Here is a 15,140-nt window from a genome sequence, read left to right as displayed (position 1 = left end):
GGGCTACCGCAACGCGTCGGTCAGCCACGGCGTCAACCACTTCACCGCTTGCGGTGTCGGGTGCACTCCGTCGCTGCGCATCCGGATGCCGTCGACCCAGTTGGTGTAGTAGCCGTTGGGTCCGAGCTTGTCATTCAGATCGAGCAATTCGACGTTCTTGCGTGTCTTGACGACGCTGCGCACCAACGCGTTCCACTCGTCGACGCGATCCGGATCGTCCTCGGGATACAAGCTGCCGTCCGGCTTCTCGGCGCGACGGTTGTACGGCTCGGTGGTGACGACCACGCGCGCACCGGTCGAACCCAGAATGTCGAGCGCACGGTTGAGCTCACCGCGCAGATAGTCCTCGTATCCCTCTTCACCGATGTTGGTCCAGACGCCCTCGTTCATCCGGTCGACGACCTCCCAGCGGCCGACCATCAACAGCACCACATCGGGGCGGTCGTGGTTGATGCGCTGTGACCACCGGCTGGGCCAGGCATCGCATTCGGGCTTCTGGTTCAGCGTCTGGCCGACGTACCGGTAGGGGCCGCCGCGGGCGATACCGCACCCGATCGTCGTGTAGTTGGTGAACGCAAGCCCAGGCGTCGGTGGCAGATACCGCATCATCGTCCACGCGATCGAGTCGCCGAACACCGCAACGGTGCGCGTCCCGGGATCGTGTGCGGTCGGTTTACGGACCTCGACGGGCACTTCCGGCCCGACCAACGCCAGCGCGGCGGAATCGATCGCCGGGCCCAGCGGCGACTCCTCGGTTTTCACACCGACCGGCAGCACCGTCATCGTCACCACCGCGGCGGTCGCGGCCGTCGCACCCGCCAGCGGCAGCATCGGCACGAACATCGGACGCCACCGCCGGATCGGCTGTTCCAGGAGCCACCACGACGCCGCGGCAAGCGCGACCGTCACCGCGCAGCGCAGTGCGAACAGCGGCCAGCCCGAAAGGCCCGTGCGTTCGCCGTTGAGCGCCAGAAAGATCGGCCAGTGCCACAGGTAGACGCCGTAGGAGATCGCACCCAGCGCTACCAGCGGACGCCACGCCAACGCGCGGGCGACGGGCCCCTCCTGCTCTAGCGCCACCGGTGCGACGACGAGTACAGACGCGATCGCCACGACGATCAACAGGCCGCTGCGGAAATCGCTGACGCTGCCGGTCGCATAGTGCGCCGCCGCGGCCAGCACCGCCAGACCGATGAACGGCAGAATTCGCGCGACGATGTGGCCCCAGCGCGTCCGGATCAGCGTGCCGCCGTCGTTGAGCACCGACCAGTCCCGCACGAGCAGCGCGGCCGCGGCGGCGCCGACCAACAACGCCTGCGCGCGGCTGTCGGTGCCGAAATAGATCCGGTTCAGAGTCGAGTCGGTGGTGAGCACCATCGCCGCAGTCGCTGATGCGATGACGCCGACGGTCGAGAGCACGAAGACCGCCAGCCGCAGGCGCGCCCAGAACAGCGCGGCAACCGCAATGAGCAGCAGTGGCCACAGCAGGTAGTACTGCTCCTCGACCCCGAGCGACCACGTGTGCTGCAGCGGCGACGGCGGTGCGCCCTGCGAGAAGTAGTCGGCGCGCTGCGCGACGAAGGCCCAGTTGGACACCCAGAAAAACGAGGCCACGGCGTCGTCGCGCAGCGATGCCGTGGATTCGGGCGAGAACAAATCGCGAAACGCCACGACCGCGAGCACCATCACCAGCAGCGCGGGCAGCAGCCGGCGGGCACGCCGGATCCAGAAGTCACCGAGGCGGATCTGCGCGGTGCGCCGGTGTTCGTCGAGTAGCAGCGACGTGATCAGAAATCCACTGAGCACGAAGAACACGTCGACACCGAGGAAGCCGCCCGACAGCCCTGGAATGCCGCCGTGGTCGGCCAGCACGAGCGCGACCGCCACCGCACGAATGCCGTCCAACGCGGGAATTCCGCGATGGCGTTGGACGGCTTTCACTGCCGCGATTTTTCCTGCGCGAGCAGACGCGAAAGTCACCGACACGCCGTGGCGTTGGGACCTATTGCGTGGCTTGAGTTACTTCGTTAAAGCGATGTACTTGACGTCGAGGTATTCGTCGATTCCTTCAGACCCGCCCTCGCGTCCGAATCCGGATTCTTTGACGCCGCCGAACGGCGCGGCCGGGTCCGAGATCACGCCACGGTTGATACCGACCATGCCGGCCTGGATGCCTTCGGAGACACGCAGCGCGCGGTCGAGCGACTGGGTGTAGATGTAGGCCGCAAGCCCGTACTCGGTGTCGTTGGCGGCGGCGATGCCCTCCTCTTCGGTGTCGAAGCCGGTGATCGGCGCGACGGGCCCGAACACCTCCTCCTTGAGGATGCGCGCATCGGCGGGAACGTCGGCCAGCACGGTCGCCGGGTAGAAGTTGCCCGGCCCGCCGGGGGCCACCCCGCCGACCGCGACGGTCGCGCCGCGCGACACCGCGTCGGACACCAGGTCCTCGACGGTGGCGACCTGCTTGGCGTTGATCAGCGGGCCGAGCGTCGACGACTCGTCGGTGCCCTTGCCGAGCGTGAACTCGCTCATCCGCTTGACCAGTTTGTCGGTGAACTCGTCGCGGACCGAGTTCGCGACGTGGAAGCGGTTGGCCGCAGTGCACGCCTCGCCGCCGTTGCGCATCTTGGCCAGGATCGCGCCGTCGACGGCCGCGTCCACATCGGCGTCGTCGAACACGATGAACGGCGCATTGCCACCCAATTCCATCGAGGTGCGCAGCAGCTTGTCAGCCGACTGCTTCACCAGTGCCTTCCCGACGCCCGTCGATCCCGTGAACGTCAGCTTGCGCAGGCGGCCGTCGTTGATCAGGGCCTCGGTGACCGGGCCGGGACTACTGGTCGGCAGCACCGACAGGACGCCCTTCGGTAGGCCCGCCTCGTCCATCAGCTTGGCGAGCAGCAGCATCGTCAGCGGCGTCTCCTGGGCAGGCTTGACGATCATGGTGCAGCCGGCCGCGAACGCCGGTCCGATCTTGCGAGTGCCCATGGCCAGCGGGAAGTTCCACGGTGTGATCGCGTAACACGGCCCGACCGGCTGCTTGGTGACCAGGATCCGGCCGGTGCCCGCCGGGCTCGGCGTGAAGCGCCCCGCGATGCGCACCGCCTCCTCGGCGAACCAGCGAAAGAACTCCGAACCGTATTTGACCTCGCCCATGCTCTCGGGAAGCACCTTGCCCATCTCGAGGGTCATCAGGGTCGCGAGGTCTTCGGCGCGATCGGTGATCGTCTCGAACACCGAGCGCAGGATTTCGCCACGCTCGCGGGCCGGGGTAGCCGCCCAGTCACCCTGCACTGCGCATGCGGCGTCCAGCGCGGCGATGGCGTCCTCGGCCGTAGCGTTGGCAACCGAGATCAGCACCTTGTCATCTGACGGGTCGAGTACGTCGAACGTCGAGGAGCCCTTGCGCTCCTCACCGCCGATCCACAAACCGGTGGGGACAGACGCGAGCAGCTTCTCGGTATTCATAACTCTTGATTACACCTTTGGACATTTCGCCGCATTAATGTCGGTTACATGACCGCCAACACTGTGCAGATATCCGACATCACCACGACCGAAGCGTGGCAGGCGTTGCAGCGGCACCATGATCAGATCGGCCAGGAGCATCTGCGGAAGTTCTTCGACGACGACCCGGCCCGCGGGACCGAACTGGCTCTGACGGTCGGCGATCTCTACATCGACTACAGCAAGCACCGCGTCACCCGCGAGACCCTCAAGCTGCTGGTCGACCTCGCGCGTGCGGCGGGTCTCGAACAGCGCCGCGATGCGATGTTCTCCGGCGTGCACATCAACACCTCCGAGGACCGCGCCGTGCTGCACACCGCGCTGCGGTTGCCGAGCGGAGCCGAGTTGTCCGTCGACGGGCAGGATGTCGTCTCCGATGTGCACGAAGTGCTGGACAAGATGGGCGACTTCACCGACCGGCTGCGCAGTGGTGAGTGGACCGGCGCGACGGGCGAGCGCATCACGACGGTCGTCAACATCGGCATCGGTGGTTCGGATCTGGGTCCTGCGATGGTCACGCTCGGCCTGCGTCACTACGCCGACGCCGGCATCTCGGCCCGCTTCGTTTCCAACGTCGACCCCGCCGACCTGGTGGCCAAGCTCGACGGACTCGACCCGGCCACAACGCTTTTCATCATTGCGTCCAAGACGTTCTCGACCCTGGAGACACTGACCAATGCGACGGCTGCGCGTCGCTGGCTCACCGACGCGCTCGGCGACGCCGCCGTCTCGAAGCACTTCGTGGCGGTGTCGACGAACAAGACGCTGGTCGACGATTTCGGCATCAACACCGACAATATGTTCGGCTTCTGGGACTGGGTCGGCGGACGGTATTCGGTGGACTCCGCCATCGGCTTGTCGGTCATGGCGGTCATCGGTCGCGAGCGGTTCGCGGAGTTCCTTTCCGGCTTCCACATCGTCGACGAGCACTTCCGCACGGCACCGCTGGAGGCCAACGCGCCGGCGCTGCTCGGTTTGATCGGGCTCTGGTACAGCGAGTTCTTCGGCGCGGAAACCCGTGCGGTACTGCCGTATTCGAACGATCTGTCACGGTTCGCGGCGTACCTACAACAGCTGACCATGGAATCCAACGGCAAGTCAGTGCGCGCCGACGGCACCCCGGTGACGACGGGCACCGGCGAAATCTTCTGGGGCGAACCGGGAACCAACGGCCAGCATGCGTTCTACCAACTGCTCCATCAGGGCACCCGGCTGGTGCCCGCCGACTTCCTCGGGTTCTCGCAGCCGACAGACGATCTCGCGACGGCCGACGGCACGGGCAGCATGCACGATCTGTTGATGAGCAACTTCTTCGCGCAGACGCAGGTCCTGGCGTTCGGCAAGACGGCCGAGGAGATCGCCGCCGAGGGCACGCCGGCCGATGTCGTCCCGCACAAGGTGATGCCGGGCAACCGGCCGAGCACCTCGATCCTGGCCACGAAGCTGACGCCGTCGGCGCTCGGCCAGTTGATCGCCCTCTACGAGCATCAGGTGTTCACCGAGGGTGTCGTCTTCGGTATCGACTCGTTCGACCAGTGGGGTGTGGAGCTGGGCAAGACGCAGGCCAAGGCACTGCTGCCGGTGATCACCGCCGACGACGCCCCCGCGCAGCAGTCGGACTCCTCGACCGACGCACTCGTGCGGCATTACCGTGCGGAGCGCGGTAGATCGTCGTAGCTACTTCGCGCGAGTGACCGTGTTTGTACACGAAACGCCGTTGACGAACGTACAAAAGCGGTCGCTCGCGCGTAGTCCGACGACAGACAACGCGGCGCACGTCCACGAGGGACGTACGCCGCGCTGCGGTTGAACTATGTGCGGTTAGCCCGCGGGGATGGTGGCACAACCCACGTTCGGGATGCAGCCAGTAGCGCCGCCCGGGCCCGCGGTGCCGCTCGGGCCGCCGGGAATAGCGCCCGTGGCGCCCTCAGGTCCAGCCGCACCGCCGGGACCACCAGGGATCACGCCGCTTGCGCCCTCGGGCCCGGCGGTACCGCCAGGTCCGCCGGGGATCACGCCGCTGGCACCACCAGCATCGGCCTGACCTGCGGGTCCACCGGGAATTGCGCCAGCGGCGCCGCCGGGACCTGCAGTTCCGATGCTGGAGCAGGCGGTGCCGTCAGCATTCACGCACGGCGGAGGCGCCGGCTGTGCACTGGCGATGGGCGCAGCGGCGATCGCAGCGGCCGCGGCACCCGCGAACAGGAAAGGCGTCATCTTCGTCAGTTTTACATTCATAAGGGTGGGCTACCACGGGCACCTCACCGCTAAACATCAAGCGCTTCTAAGCAAACCGTTTGGCCAGGCGAGGCGGCAGCATCCGCATCACCTGTACCAGCGGACCCCACGGCCACCACGGAACCGCTGCGCGGCCCGTCTCGCGCTCCATCGCGTCGACCATTGCCTTGACGCCGGTCTCGTTGTCCACCATCAACAACGTCGACGCGGACTTGGCCGTCATCTCGGATTCGATGTAGCCGGGCTCCAGCGTGGTCACCTTGATTGGGCCGCTGAGGTATTCAGCGCGCAGCGACTCTCCCAGCGATGACACACCGGCCTTGCTCGCCGCATACGCGGCCTTTACCCCGGGCACGCCCTTGTTGCCGAGCACCGAGGAGATGAGCACCAGATGGCCGCTGCCGGACGCCTTGAACATCTCGAGTGCGGTCTCGATCTGGACAAGTGCCGCAATGAGATTCGTCTCGAGCGTGGCCTTGTTCGCCCACAGCTTGCCCGATCCGAGCGGAGCGCCCTTGCCGATACCCGCATTGACGATGACGCGGTCGATACCGCCCAACTCGTCGGAGAGTTCGGCGAACACCTTGGGCACCTGGTCGTGGTCGTTGACGTCGAGCGCGGCGACGGCCACCGTGATGCCGGGATGACTCGCGAGCAGTTCCGCCTTCAATTCGTCGAGCCGGTCGACGCGGCGGGCGCACAACGCGAGGTCGCGGCCCTTGGCGGCGAACGCCCTGGCCATGCCTTCTCCGAGCCCTGAGCTGGCGCCGGTGATCAAGATCTTCTGCCGAGTCACGCGGTCAGCTTATGCATGATGGTGGTGTGATCCCGAATCGAAGTTCACTTTTGCTGGCGTCTGCCCTGCTCGCGGGCCCGCTCGCCTTGGCGCCGGTCGCCGCGGCCCAGCCCGTCCTCCCCTTCTATCAACTGGTCGACGCGGCGGCCCAGCGCCTGGCGACCGCCGATCCGGTGGCGGCCACCAAGTGGATCAACGGCGGCCCCATCACCGACCCGGCGAGGGCGAACCAGGTCCTGGACACGGTGGCCGCCGACGCGACGGCCCACGGCATCGACCCGGCGTACGTGCGCACTGTCTTCACCGATCAGATCGCCGCCAACGAAGGAATCCAGTACACCCGCTTCGGTCAGTGGAAGTTCGATCCGGGAACCGCGCCGGCGAGTGCACCGGATCTGGCCGAATCACGCACGCAGATCAACGGCTTGAACAAGACCTTGGTAGATGAGATTGCGCTGCACTGGAATTCGTTGCACAGCCAGGGATGCGCGAAGGACTTGGCGGATGCGACAGGCGCGGTGGTCGCGGACCGAAAACTCGACGGGCTCTATCAGCATGCACTGACGTCAGCCACCCGTTCGTACTGCCAACCTATTTGAGCAGCCGCGACATTCGCCGGTCCGCCAGGACCTTTCCGCCCGTCTGACAGGTCGCGCAGTACTGGAACGACTTGTCGGCGAACGACACCTCGCGCACGGTATCGCCACACACGGGGCAGGGCAGCCCGGTCCGCGCATGTACACGCAGCCCGGATCGCTTCTCCCCCTTCAGCGTTGCGGCCCCCTGGCCGACGGATCGACTGACGGCATCGGTGAGGACGGACATCATCGCGTCGTGGAGGGCGCCCAGCTGGGCCTCGGTGAGCTTGCCCGCCGTCGCGAACGGAGAGATCTTCGCGACGTGCAGGATTTCGTCGCTGTAGGCGTTACCGATACCGGCGATCACCTTCTGGTCGGTGATGACGGTCTTGATCCGGCCGCTGTTTCCGGCGAGCACGTCGGCCAGGTCCTGCGGTCCCAGCGACAGCGCGTCGGGGCCGAGCCCGGCGATGCCCGGCACCGTGGCGGGGTCGTCGACCAGCCAGACGGCCAGTCGCTTTTGGGTGCCGGCCTCGGTGAGGTCGAAACCCGGTGCGTCACCGGGCGGCCCTAGGTGGACGCGCAGCGCGATCGGCCCCTTGCCGGGCTTCAGCGGCGCCGCTGCGAGCTTGTCCGACCACCGCAGCCAGCCGGCCCGCGACAGGTGGGTGATCAAATGCAGCTCGCCGGCTTGCAGGCCGAGGTACTTGCCCCACCTGTTGGCACCGGTGACCGTCTGGCCATGCAGCACCGAAATCGCCGGGTCGAACGTTTTGAGCACCGAGAACGCCGACACGTCGATGCGTCCGATGCTCAACCCGACGGCGTTGCGGCGCAGATGATCGGCGAGCGCTTCGACCTCGGGCAGTTCGGGCATGTTTCCAGTGTGCCGCTAACGGTCTGCGGCACGTTCACCCGAGCCGATGACCAGCGACAAGAGCCAGCTCACGATCGACAGCACGATCGCGGCCCAGATCGCCGTCCACCAGAACTCGTCGATGACCAAACCCCAGTGGGTCGTGTTCTCGGTGATCCACGACGTGATCCACAGCATCAGGGCATTGATCACGATGTGGATCAGCCCGAGCGTCAGGATGTACAGCGGGATCGAGATGAATTGCACGATCGGTTTGATGATGGCGTTGACCAGACCGAAAATGACCGCGACAACGAAGATGATCCCGATTTCCTGCAACGTCGAATCCGCGCCGACGAAGGTGATTCCGGGAACGATCAGTGTGACGACCCACAGCGCAAAACCCGTCAATGCTGCACGCAGCAGGAAGGATCCCATGCCGGTGATCCTCCCATGGCGAGACCTATTCCGGGCTGCGCAGCAGATAGGTATCCATGATCCAGCCATGTTCGGCGCGGGCATCGGAGCGCGCCGCGACGATCCGCGCCCCGATATCACCGACTGTGCCGGCGAATAGCAACTCGTCGGGCGTGCCCAGGTAGGCGCCCCACCAGATGCGGGTGTCGGATGGACAACCCTGGAACGAGCAGTCCGCGTCGAGCATCACCACCGCACTGCCGGACAGCCCGTTCTCGCGCAGCTGCCGTCCGGTCGTGACGAGCACGGGCTCGCCAACGTCGTTGAGCGGTATGCGATGTCGCGCCGTCAGCGCCTGGATCGCGGTGATACCGGGGATGACGTCGTAGTCGATGTCGACGTGCTCAGCAACCCGATCCAGTATCCGCAGCGTGCTGTCGTAGAGCGACGGGTCGCCCCACGCGAGAAATGCACCTGTGTCATCAGGCCCGAGTTCTGAGGCGATCGCGTCGGCCCACAGCCGCGCACGCTCAGCGTGCCAGTCCGCGACGGCCTGCCGGTAGTCACCGTCTTTGGCTCGTGGCGGATCGGGCATCTCGTGAAACCGATAGCCCGGTTCGCGGATGAACCGTGCGCAGATCAGCCGCCGCAACGCGACCAGGTCGTCCTTGGTGTCGCCCTTGTCCATCGCGAAGAACACCTGGGTGTCGTTGAGCGCGGCCACCGCCTGCGCCGTCACGTAGTCGGGGTCGCCCGCGCCGATGCCGATGACGTGGATGCGACGAGTCACGCGCCGAGACTACGTCATGAGCTGGGGATACCGTAGGTATGCGATACCAGGGGTATTGACATGTTCGCGCCAAGCTCCGTACCTTTTCAAACAACATCCACGACACCGCCGTCGGAGGGATCAACACATGACCGCACCCACTCGTGAAGAGTTCGCCGAACGTCTACTGAAGGGTTCCGTCAAGAAATCCTTCGCGCCGGTCGTCGATATCGACTGGGACGCACCACTGGATCCCGACAAGTTCTATCTGCCTCCGAAGTGCGTCTCGCTGTACGGCACGCCGATATGGGACGGGATGACGCGTGAACAGCAGATCGAGCTGTCGCGGCAGGAACTCGTCAACACGCTGTCGGCCGGTATCTGGTTCGAGAACATCCTCAACCAGGCGCTGCTGCGCAAGATGATGCATCAGGACCCCACGGCCAGCGCCACGCACTACGAGCTCACCGAGCTCGGCGACGAAACCCGCCACATGGTGATGTTCGGGAAGGCGATCGAGCGCGTCGGCGCAGACCCGGTGCGGCCCAGGTACTACCAACGCTTCATCATCAACCTGCTGCCCTTCGCCTTTCAAGGACCGGTGCTGTGGGTGGCGGCGCTGCTGGGCGAGGAGATCTTCGACTCGCTGCAACGCCAGATGATGGACGACGATGAGCTGCAGCCGATCATCCAGCGCCTCATGCGTATTCACGTCACCGAGGAGGCGCGCCATATCCAGTTCGCGCGCGACGGGCTACGCAAGCGCACCCCGACCATGCGGCGGCTGCCGAAGTTCTTCATCGCGAACATCAACGGTGTCGGCGGCTATTTCTTCCGCTTCTTGTTCACCAACAAGGTTCAGTACCGCCGCGTCGGCCTCGACGCACGCGAGGCGCGCCGGATGGCACGCGCCAGCGCGCACCGGCACGAAACACATGTCATCGGGTTTGCACCACTGGCGGCGTTCCTGGAGGAGGTCGGGCTGATGGGGACGATCGCGCGGCGCATGTGGCGGCGAAGCGGATTCCTGCCGAGGTGAGCGACATCTACGACGGGCCAGCCACCGTGCGCATCGGCGACGACGAGCGCACCGTTCGTGTGCGCCTGGCCGGCCACGTCGACCCGATCGATGGCCGATACCACTGGCAGGGAACGGTTTTCAACGAACTGCCCTACGGCACAAAGCTGCCGCAGCAGGTCACCGTCTCGATCGGTGAGAACGACGCGCCAGCGCGCATCGTCGAGCGGCCCCCACAGGGCGGTTATTCGGTCGCCGGAGTCGGCGCCCCACCCTTCGGGATGGAGCCGGTCGAGGTTCGGTAGCGACCGCCGATCCCGATCGCGAGCACCACGACCGCGACCACTCCACCCGCGATTCCCGAAATCAGCAGCGGGAGTTGACCGTCGGCACCCCACAGGAATCCCGCCCACAAGCCGGCCGCCAGCACCGCGAAACCGCTGAGCCCCTGGAACACCCCCTGCGCGCTGCCCTGTACGTCGTCGGCGACGAGTGACGAGACCCACGCCTTGCCCACCCCGTCGGTGCATGCGGTGAACAGCCCGTAGACACCGATCAGCAGCCACGCCGCCAATGCGTCGGTCGTCATGCCGAGGCCGGTGTACCCGACGGCGAAGAACACCAGCCCGATTCCGAACACCACCGGTTTGCCGACCCGGTCGGCGAGCAGGCCGGCAGGGAAACTCGCCAACGCATAGACCGCGTTGTAACCGACGTAGGCCAGAATCACCTCGGTCACCGAGAAGCCGATCTCGTTGAGCCGCAACAACAGCAACGCGTCAGGGAAGTTCACCAACCCGAACGCGACAACGATGGCCGTCACCCGCCAGTAGCGACGCGGCAGGTCCTTCACCCTGGAGAACACCGCGCGTCGAACGGCCTTGTTCGGCAGCGGTGAACGCTCGCGCACTGCGAACACCAGTGCCACGCTCAACACTGCGGGCACCACCGCGACCCACAACAGCGGTGCGATCTGCTCGTCCAGCAGCTGGTAGCCCGCCAAGCCCAGCAGCGGCCCGACCACAGCGCCCAAAGTGTCCATCGCACGGTGGAATCCGAACACCCGGCCGCGCGCGGCGACGTCGATGTCGACGACCAGCAGCGCGTCACGGGGGGCACCGCGAATGCCCTTGCCGAGCCGATCCACCACCCGACCCGCCAGCACACCCGTCCACCCCGAGGCCGCGGCCACCATCACCTTGCCAAGCGCCGCCATGCCGTATCCGGTGGCGATCAGCGGGCGGCGCGCGAAACGGTCACCGAGTGGACCGGCGGCCAGCTTCGTCAGCGAGGCCGCACCTTCGGCCGCCCCCTCGACGGCGCCGACGACGGCGGCGGGCGCCCCGAGCACCGACGTCAGGTAGATGGGCAACAGCGGATAGAGCAGTTCACTCGCCGCGTCCTGCAGGAACGACACGGCCGCGAGCACCCGCACATTGCGGGTCAGCCAACTGCGCACCTAGGCCATGATGCCCGGTCGGGCTGGCTAGCTCAGGTCCTCGTCGGTGATGGCCGCGAATCCTTTGGCTTGCCCACGGGCCAGCGCGGCACGAACCACGCCGACGATCAACCCCTGGACGGCGGCGGCAATCATGACCTCCCGCAACGAGCGACTCAGATCCTTCGGATCCGGTTCCTCGTCGTCGGGGTTCGCGCGCTGCCAGATTTCGGTGAAGATCTTGCCCGCGATCAGGCCGCCCATCACGCTGCTGACGATCGACAGAGGCTTGTACAAAGTCTTGGCCGTACTCATGAGCCAGCAATTCCCTGCGACCCGTTCCTCAAACCTGAGACTAGAACACGTTCTAATATCGGCTCGTGCGCTTCACCTATGCGGAATCACTGACACATCCGAAGTACTACATCCCGCTCGCCCGGGCGGCCGAGGCCGCGGGCTTCGATGCGATGACGATCGCCGACAGCGTTGCCTACCCGTACGAATCGGATTCGAAGTATCCGTACACCCCCGACGGGAACCGCGAGTTTCTCGACGGCAAGGAGATAGTCGAGACGTTCGTTCTCGCCAGCGCTCTGGCCGCGGTCACGACCACGCTGCGCTTTGACGTCTACGTCCTCAAGCTGCCGATCCGTCCGCCGGCGTTGACTGCAAAGCAGGCCGGCTCGCTGGCCGCGCTGTCCGACAACCGGCTAGCGCTCGGAGTGGGTACCAGCCCGTGGCCCGAGGACTACGAATTGATGGACGTTCCTTTTGCGCGGCGCGGTAAACGGATGGACGAGTGCATCGACATCGTCAAGGGCCTGACGACCGGTGATTACTTCGAGTACCACGGCGAGTTCTACGACATCCCGAAGACCAAGATGTCACCGGCGCCCACCAAGCCGATCCCGATCCTCATCGGCGGGCACGCTGAGGCCGCTCTTCGTCGGGCGGCGCGCAACGACGGGTGGATGCACGGTGGTGGCGATCTCGGCGATCCCGAGGCTCTTGACCGTTACATCAAGCGGCTCAACGAGCTTCGTGAGGAAGAGGGCCGCACGGGCCCGTTCGAGATCCACGCCCAGTCGCTCGACGCGTACAAACCCGATGGCATCAAGCGGCTCGAGGGCCGGGGCGTCACCAACATCATGGTCGGCTTCCGGATGCCGTACGCCGTCGGACCAGATCCGGAACCGCTCGAGAACAAGCTGCGCGCCATCGAGAAGTACGGCGAGAAGGTCATCTCGAAGGTCTAGAACGGCACCGGGTGCGCCTGGAATCGGGACGTGACGTCCCCGACCAGCGTGGTGTCGTATGGGTCGATCTCCAGCGGCTGATCGTCGAGCTTCAGCGCGTCGAAGTCGATCCAGATCACGTTGGGACTCGTGGACAGTTCGAAGAAGTACAGCTTCTCGGTCAGGTCGATGACGGTCCGGTATTCGGTGTTGTAGACACCGAAGTCCTGGTACGGCGCACCGAAGGGCACCGAGACGTTGCGCATGATCGCCATCACGCTCGCCACTGCCGCACGCCGATCGGCGGGCGGCATCAGGAGGGAAGAATAGTAGGCCGCGCGCTGGAAGCGATCCCTCGGGTTCACGTTGCCGGGTAGCGGGGTGTCGCTGCTCGGGTGCGAAAAGTCTTGCTTTGCAAGTAGATCCAGCTGCTCGTCATAGGTGGGATCGTTGGTCATGATGGTGAACTCGCGGCCGTGGTGGATGACGGGCTCACCGCCCGCGAACTCGACGATCGCCGAGTCCCCGCCGACGTCTTCGAGTGCGAAATGGATGGTGGCCTGGCGGCCGTGTGCCTCCACCATCACGGGCTGGAACGTGTCGAGCAGATCGAGGGCTTCAGCGACGGACCCGGCTTGGTCGAGCAGGTACTGCCCGAACAGTCCCATCTGCAGACCCGGCCGGCTCGGATCGCGGGCTCCGACGTCCGTGGATCTGAGGAACAGGGCGTGGATTCCGAGACCCGCCTCGTTGAATCCGTCGACGGTGCCGATCCCGTAGACGGTGGTCACCAGGCTCGCGTAGCGCGTGGTCCAGCGCAGTGGGTTGTCGGGCACGGCGACGATGTCGCCGACTTTGCCGCCGTCACGCTCACGGCCCCTGGGAAAGGCGACGATGGTCGGTTGAGTGGACTCGGGCCAGTCCATCGTGCGGCCGGCCATCACGTAATTGCCGTTGGCATTCCATAGCACCCGCGTGCACATCGACCTCGCCACCTCCCGTTGGAATCGGCGTTCAGCCTGCCATGACAGTCCACGGATTCGGGGCGGGACTTGCCTGGCGGTTAGGAAAACCTATCCCCCGATGAACCGAAATCTGACTTCGCGGTGATTACGCGGCCCTGCCTTCGAAAACCATCATGAATGTCGTCAAGAACGACTGAAAACGAACCATCGCAGTCATCACAACCACGAAATAGGAAATCCGATGTTTACGACAGCTCCGACCGGAACCACCCCGCCGGCTCCTGAACAGACGGTACGGCTGCGCCCCGGCGACCTGCCGACCAAGCTGATCACGCAAGCCGCACCTCCTCCGAAGGCCAGCGCCGTCAGCGAGCCGATGACCGTGCGGCTCAAGGCGTTGCCGAAGGCGATCAGCAACTTCGACTCCAATACCGTCCGGCTGCGTCCGCTCGTGGACATCCCCGTTGTCGGGAAGGTCACCAACACGATCCGGCAGCGCTACCTCGACCTGAACAAGGCGGAGGTGAAGCCGCCGAGCAAGTGGGAGTACGCGCGTATCGCCCTGGTGATGCTGCTGGCGTCGATGCCGATCCTCGCGATCTCCGGCGAGGTGTTCGGTCTGGTATCACAGGCCACCGTCACCATGGTGACCATCACGCTGGTCGCAGTGCTCGCGACGCTCATCGCATTTGCGCCACACCGGATCGACATGATCGTCGGACGTGGCCTGATCGCAGGCATGGTCGCCTGCATCGTGTACGACGCAGCCAGGTTGTTCGCCGTGCACGTGCTGGGACTGATGGGCGATTTCATCCCCGTCATGGGCTCGTTCGTCACCGGTGAGCCGGACACGGCGGGCGCTGCCGCGATCGGTTACGTCTACCGGTACCTCGGCGATGCCGGCGGGCTGGGTGTGGCCTTCTTCGTTGTCGCCTACGCGATCGGCATCGACCGGTGGAAGAACGTCTACGCGGTGCTCGCTGCGATTGCCTTCGGGGTCTTTCCCACGTGGGCCGGCCTGATGGCGACCGTCGCATTGTCACCGCACGGTGAGGAGCGGATGTTCCCACTGAACACCGCCACGGTGATCATCACCCTGCTTGGGCACGTGATCTTCGGCCTGTTCCTCGGCCTGGCGTTCCTCAAGGCGCCGCGCGGGGACAACACCGGATGGCCGTGGCCGCCGCTGTCGGAGTCGGCGTTGGCCAAACGGGCCATCCGCTTCAAAAAGAAAGTCACCAATTCGCCGCATTGAGCAGGTGAACCGCGGGCCGTCGGAGAGTTCTCCGGCGGCCCGCGGCGCGTTCGCAGACCACGAACCCA

16 protein-coding genes and 1 pseudogene are annotated in these 15,140 nt (G+C 65.6%); 6 read left to right on the top strand and 11 right to left on the bottom strand.

Annotated features, from left to right (window positions below):
- Window positions 1-3: 3 nt before the first annotated feature.
- Window positions 4-1,980 (bottom strand): acyltransferase family protein, encoded by a 1,977-nt coding sequence (locus ACIA48_RS23210; RefSeq protein WP_396737042.1) that lies wholly within the window; start codon window positions 1,978-1,980, stop codon window positions 4-6.
- Window positions 1,981-2,019: 39 nt separating this feature from the next.
- Entirely contained in the window at window positions 2,020-3,468 is a 1,449-nt protein-coding gene (locus tag ACIA48_RS23205; RefSeq protein WP_396737040.1) for an NAD-dependent succinate-semialdehyde dehydrogenase, read from the bottom strand.
- A 48-nt stretch (window positions 3,469-3,516) separates the two neighbouring features.
- Between ACIA48_RS23205 and pgi the strand changes: the two genes are divergently transcribed.
- Window positions 3,517-5,184, top strand: coding sequence for a glucose-6-phosphate isomerase (gene pgi / locus ACIA48_RS23200; protein WP_396737038.1), 1,668 nt, complete (start codon window positions 3,517-3,519; stop codon window positions 5,182-5,184).
- Window positions 5,185-5,328: 144 nt separating this feature from the next.
- On the opposite strand, the gene ACIA48_RS23195 is transcribed toward pgi, so the two are convergent.
- Together ACIA48_RS23195 and ACIA48_RS23190 are read right to left on the bottom strand one after the other, a co-directional pair.
- Complete coding sequence (locus tag ACIA48_RS23195; protein WP_396737035.1) at window positions 5,329-5,745, bottom strand: hypothetical protein; 417 nt, start codon at window positions 5,743-5,745, stop codon at window positions 5,329-5,331.
- A gap of 46 nt (window positions 5,746-5,791) precedes the next feature.
- Window positions 5,792-6,541 (bottom strand): SDR family oxidoreductase, encoded by a 750-nt coding sequence (locus ACIA48_RS23190; protein ID WP_396737033.1) that lies wholly within the window; start codon window positions 6,539-6,541, stop codon window positions 5,792-5,794.
- Between the two features lie 11 nt (window positions 6,542-6,552).
- On the opposite strand from ACIA48_RS23190, the gene ACIA48_RS23185 reads away from it, so the two are divergent.
- Window positions 6,553-7,140 (top strand): chorismate mutase, encoded by a 588-nt coding sequence (locus ACIA48_RS23185; RefSeq protein WP_396737030.1) that lies wholly within the window; start codon window positions 6,553-6,555, stop codon window positions 7,138-7,140.
- On the opposite strand, the gene ACIA48_RS23180 is transcribed toward ACIA48_RS23185, so the two are convergent.
- From ACIA48_RS23180 to cobF, 4 genes and pseudogenes are all read right to left on the bottom strand, one after another.
- The gene (locus ACIA48_RS23180; RefSeq protein ID WP_396738432.1) at window positions 7,133-7,600 is read right to left on the bottom strand and encodes a zinc finger domain-containing protein; all 468 of its coding nucleotides are present in this window, start codon (window positions 7,598-7,600) and stop codon (window positions 7,133-7,135) included. The two genes, ACIA48_RS23185 and ACIA48_RS23180, sit on opposite strands and share 8 nt — an antisense overlap.
- 153 nt (window positions 7,601-7,753) lie before the next feature.
- A pseudogene (locus tag ACIA48_RS23175) lies at window positions 7,754-7,996 on the bottom strand (DNA-formamidopyrimidine glycosylase family protein); the annotation flags it as partial.
- 15 nt (window positions 7,997-8,011) lie between these two features.
- Window positions 8,012-8,413 (bottom strand): phage holin family protein, encoded by a 402-nt coding sequence (locus ACIA48_RS23170; RefSeq protein ID WP_396737027.1) that lies wholly within the window; start codon window positions 8,411-8,413, stop codon window positions 8,012-8,014.
- Between the two features lie 25 nt (window positions 8,414-8,438).
- Window positions 8,439-9,182 carry a precorrin-6A synthase (deacetylating) gene (gene cobF / locus ACIA48_RS23165; RefSeq protein ID WP_396737025.1) on the bottom strand — a complete coding sequence of 248 codons (744 nt, stop codon included), beginning with the start codon at window positions 9,180-9,182 and terminating at the stop codon, window positions 8,439-8,441.
- 127 nt (window positions 9,183-9,309) lie between these two features.
- On the opposite strand from cobF, the gene ACIA48_RS23160 reads away from it, so the two are divergent.
- Together ACIA48_RS23160 and ACIA48_RS23155 are read left to right on the top strand one after the other, a co-directional pair.
- On the top strand, window positions 9,310-10,200 hold the full coding sequence (locus ACIA48_RS23160) for a diiron oxygenase (protein ID WP_396737023.1): 891 nt from the start codon (window positions 9,310-9,312) through the stop codon (window positions 10,198-10,200).
- Entirely contained in the window at window positions 10,197-10,484 is a 288-nt protein-coding gene (locus ACIA48_RS23155) for a DUF4873 domain-containing protein (RefSeq protein WP_396737020.1), read from the top strand. Before ACIA48_RS23160 ends, ACIA48_RS23155 begins: the two co-directional genes overlap by 4 nt.
- Here the strand turns inward: ACIA48_RS23155 and ACIA48_RS23150 are convergent.
- On the bottom strand, window positions 10,424-11,638 hold the full coding sequence (locus tag ACIA48_RS23150) for an MFS transporter (RefSeq protein WP_396737017.1): 1,215 nt from the start codon (window positions 11,636-11,638) through the stop codon (window positions 10,424-10,426). The two genes, ACIA48_RS23155 and ACIA48_RS23150, sit on opposite strands and share 61 nt — an antisense overlap.
- Window positions 11,639-11,665: 27 nt before the next feature.
- Window positions 11,666-11,932 carry a DUF4235 domain-containing protein gene (locus tag ACIA48_RS23145; protein ID WP_396737014.1) on the bottom strand — a complete coding sequence of 89 codons (267 nt, stop codon included), beginning with the start codon at window positions 11,930-11,932 and terminating at the stop codon, window positions 11,666-11,668.
- A 65-nt stretch (window positions 11,933-11,997) separates the two neighbouring features.
- Between ACIA48_RS23145 and ACIA48_RS23140 the strand changes: the two genes are divergently transcribed.
- A complete protein-coding gene (locus ACIA48_RS23140; protein WP_396737011.1) occupies window positions 11,998-12,873 on the top strand; it encodes a TIGR03619 family F420-dependent LLM class oxidoreductase in 876 nt (291 codons plus the stop codon).
- Here ACIA48_RS23140 and ACIA48_RS23135 read toward each other — a convergent pair.
- Complete coding sequence (locus tag ACIA48_RS23135) at window positions 12,870-13,835, bottom strand: linear amide C-N hydrolase (protein ID WP_396737008.1); 966 nt, start codon at window positions 13,833-13,835, stop codon at window positions 12,870-12,872. The genes ACIA48_RS23140 and ACIA48_RS23135 overlap by 4 nt on opposite strands.
- 223 nt (window positions 13,836-14,058) lie before the next feature.
- Here ACIA48_RS23135 and ACIA48_RS23130 point away from each other — a divergent pair, with 223 nt between their 5' ends.
- Window positions 14,059-15,072 carry a hypothetical protein gene (locus tag ACIA48_RS23130; protein ID WP_396737005.1) on the top strand — a complete coding sequence of 338 codons (1,014 nt, stop codon included), beginning with the start codon at window positions 14,059-14,061 and terminating at the stop codon, window positions 15,070-15,072.
- Window positions 15,073-15,140: the final 68 nt, after the last annotated feature.

Origin of the sequence: Mycobacterium sp. NPDC051804 (assembly GCF_044452905.1) — a bacterium.
Lineage (GTDB): Bacteria > Actinomycetota > Actinomycetes > Mycobacteriales > Mycobacteriaceae > Mycobacterium.
Note: the sequence above shows the minus strand (reverse complement) of the source record. Positions and strands in the feature narration are given on the sequence as shown.

Coding starts and splice junctions, on each gene's coding strand:
- ACIA48_RS23170 (WP_396737027.1), bottom strand. CDS start 8,413: ATGGGATCCTTCCTGCTGCGTGCAGCATTGACGGGTTTTGCGCTGTGG.
- ACIA48_RS23160 (WP_396737023.1), top strand. CDS start 9,310: ATGACCGCACCCACTCGTGAAGAGTTCGCCGAACGTCTACTGAAGGGT.
- ACIA48_RS23130 (WP_396737005.1), top strand. CDS start 14,059: ATGTTTACGACAGCTCCGACCGGAACCACCCCGCCGGCTCCTGAACAG.
- ACIA48_RS23135 (WP_396737008.1), bottom strand. CDS start 13,835: ATGTGCACGCGGGTGCTATGGAATGCCAACGGCAATTACGTGATGGCC.
- ACIA48_RS23205 (WP_396737040.1), bottom strand. CDS start 3,468: ATGAATACCGAGAAGCTGCTCGCGTCTGTCCCCACCGGTTTGTGGATC.
- pgi (WP_396737038.1), top strand. CDS start 3,517: ATGACCGCCAACACTGTGCAGATATCCGACATCACCACGACCGAAGCG.
- ACIA48_RS23185 (WP_396737030.1), top strand. CDS start 6,553: ATGCATGATGGTGGTGTGATCCCGAATCGAAGTTCACTTTTGCTGGCG.
- ACIA48_RS23195 (WP_396737035.1), bottom strand. CDS start 5,745: ATGAATGTAAAACTGACGAAGATGACGCCTTTCCTGTTCGCGGGTGCC.
- ACIA48_RS23145 (WP_396737014.1), bottom strand. CDS start 11,932: ATGAGTACGGCCAAGACTTTGTACAAGCCTCTGTCGATCGTCAGCAGC.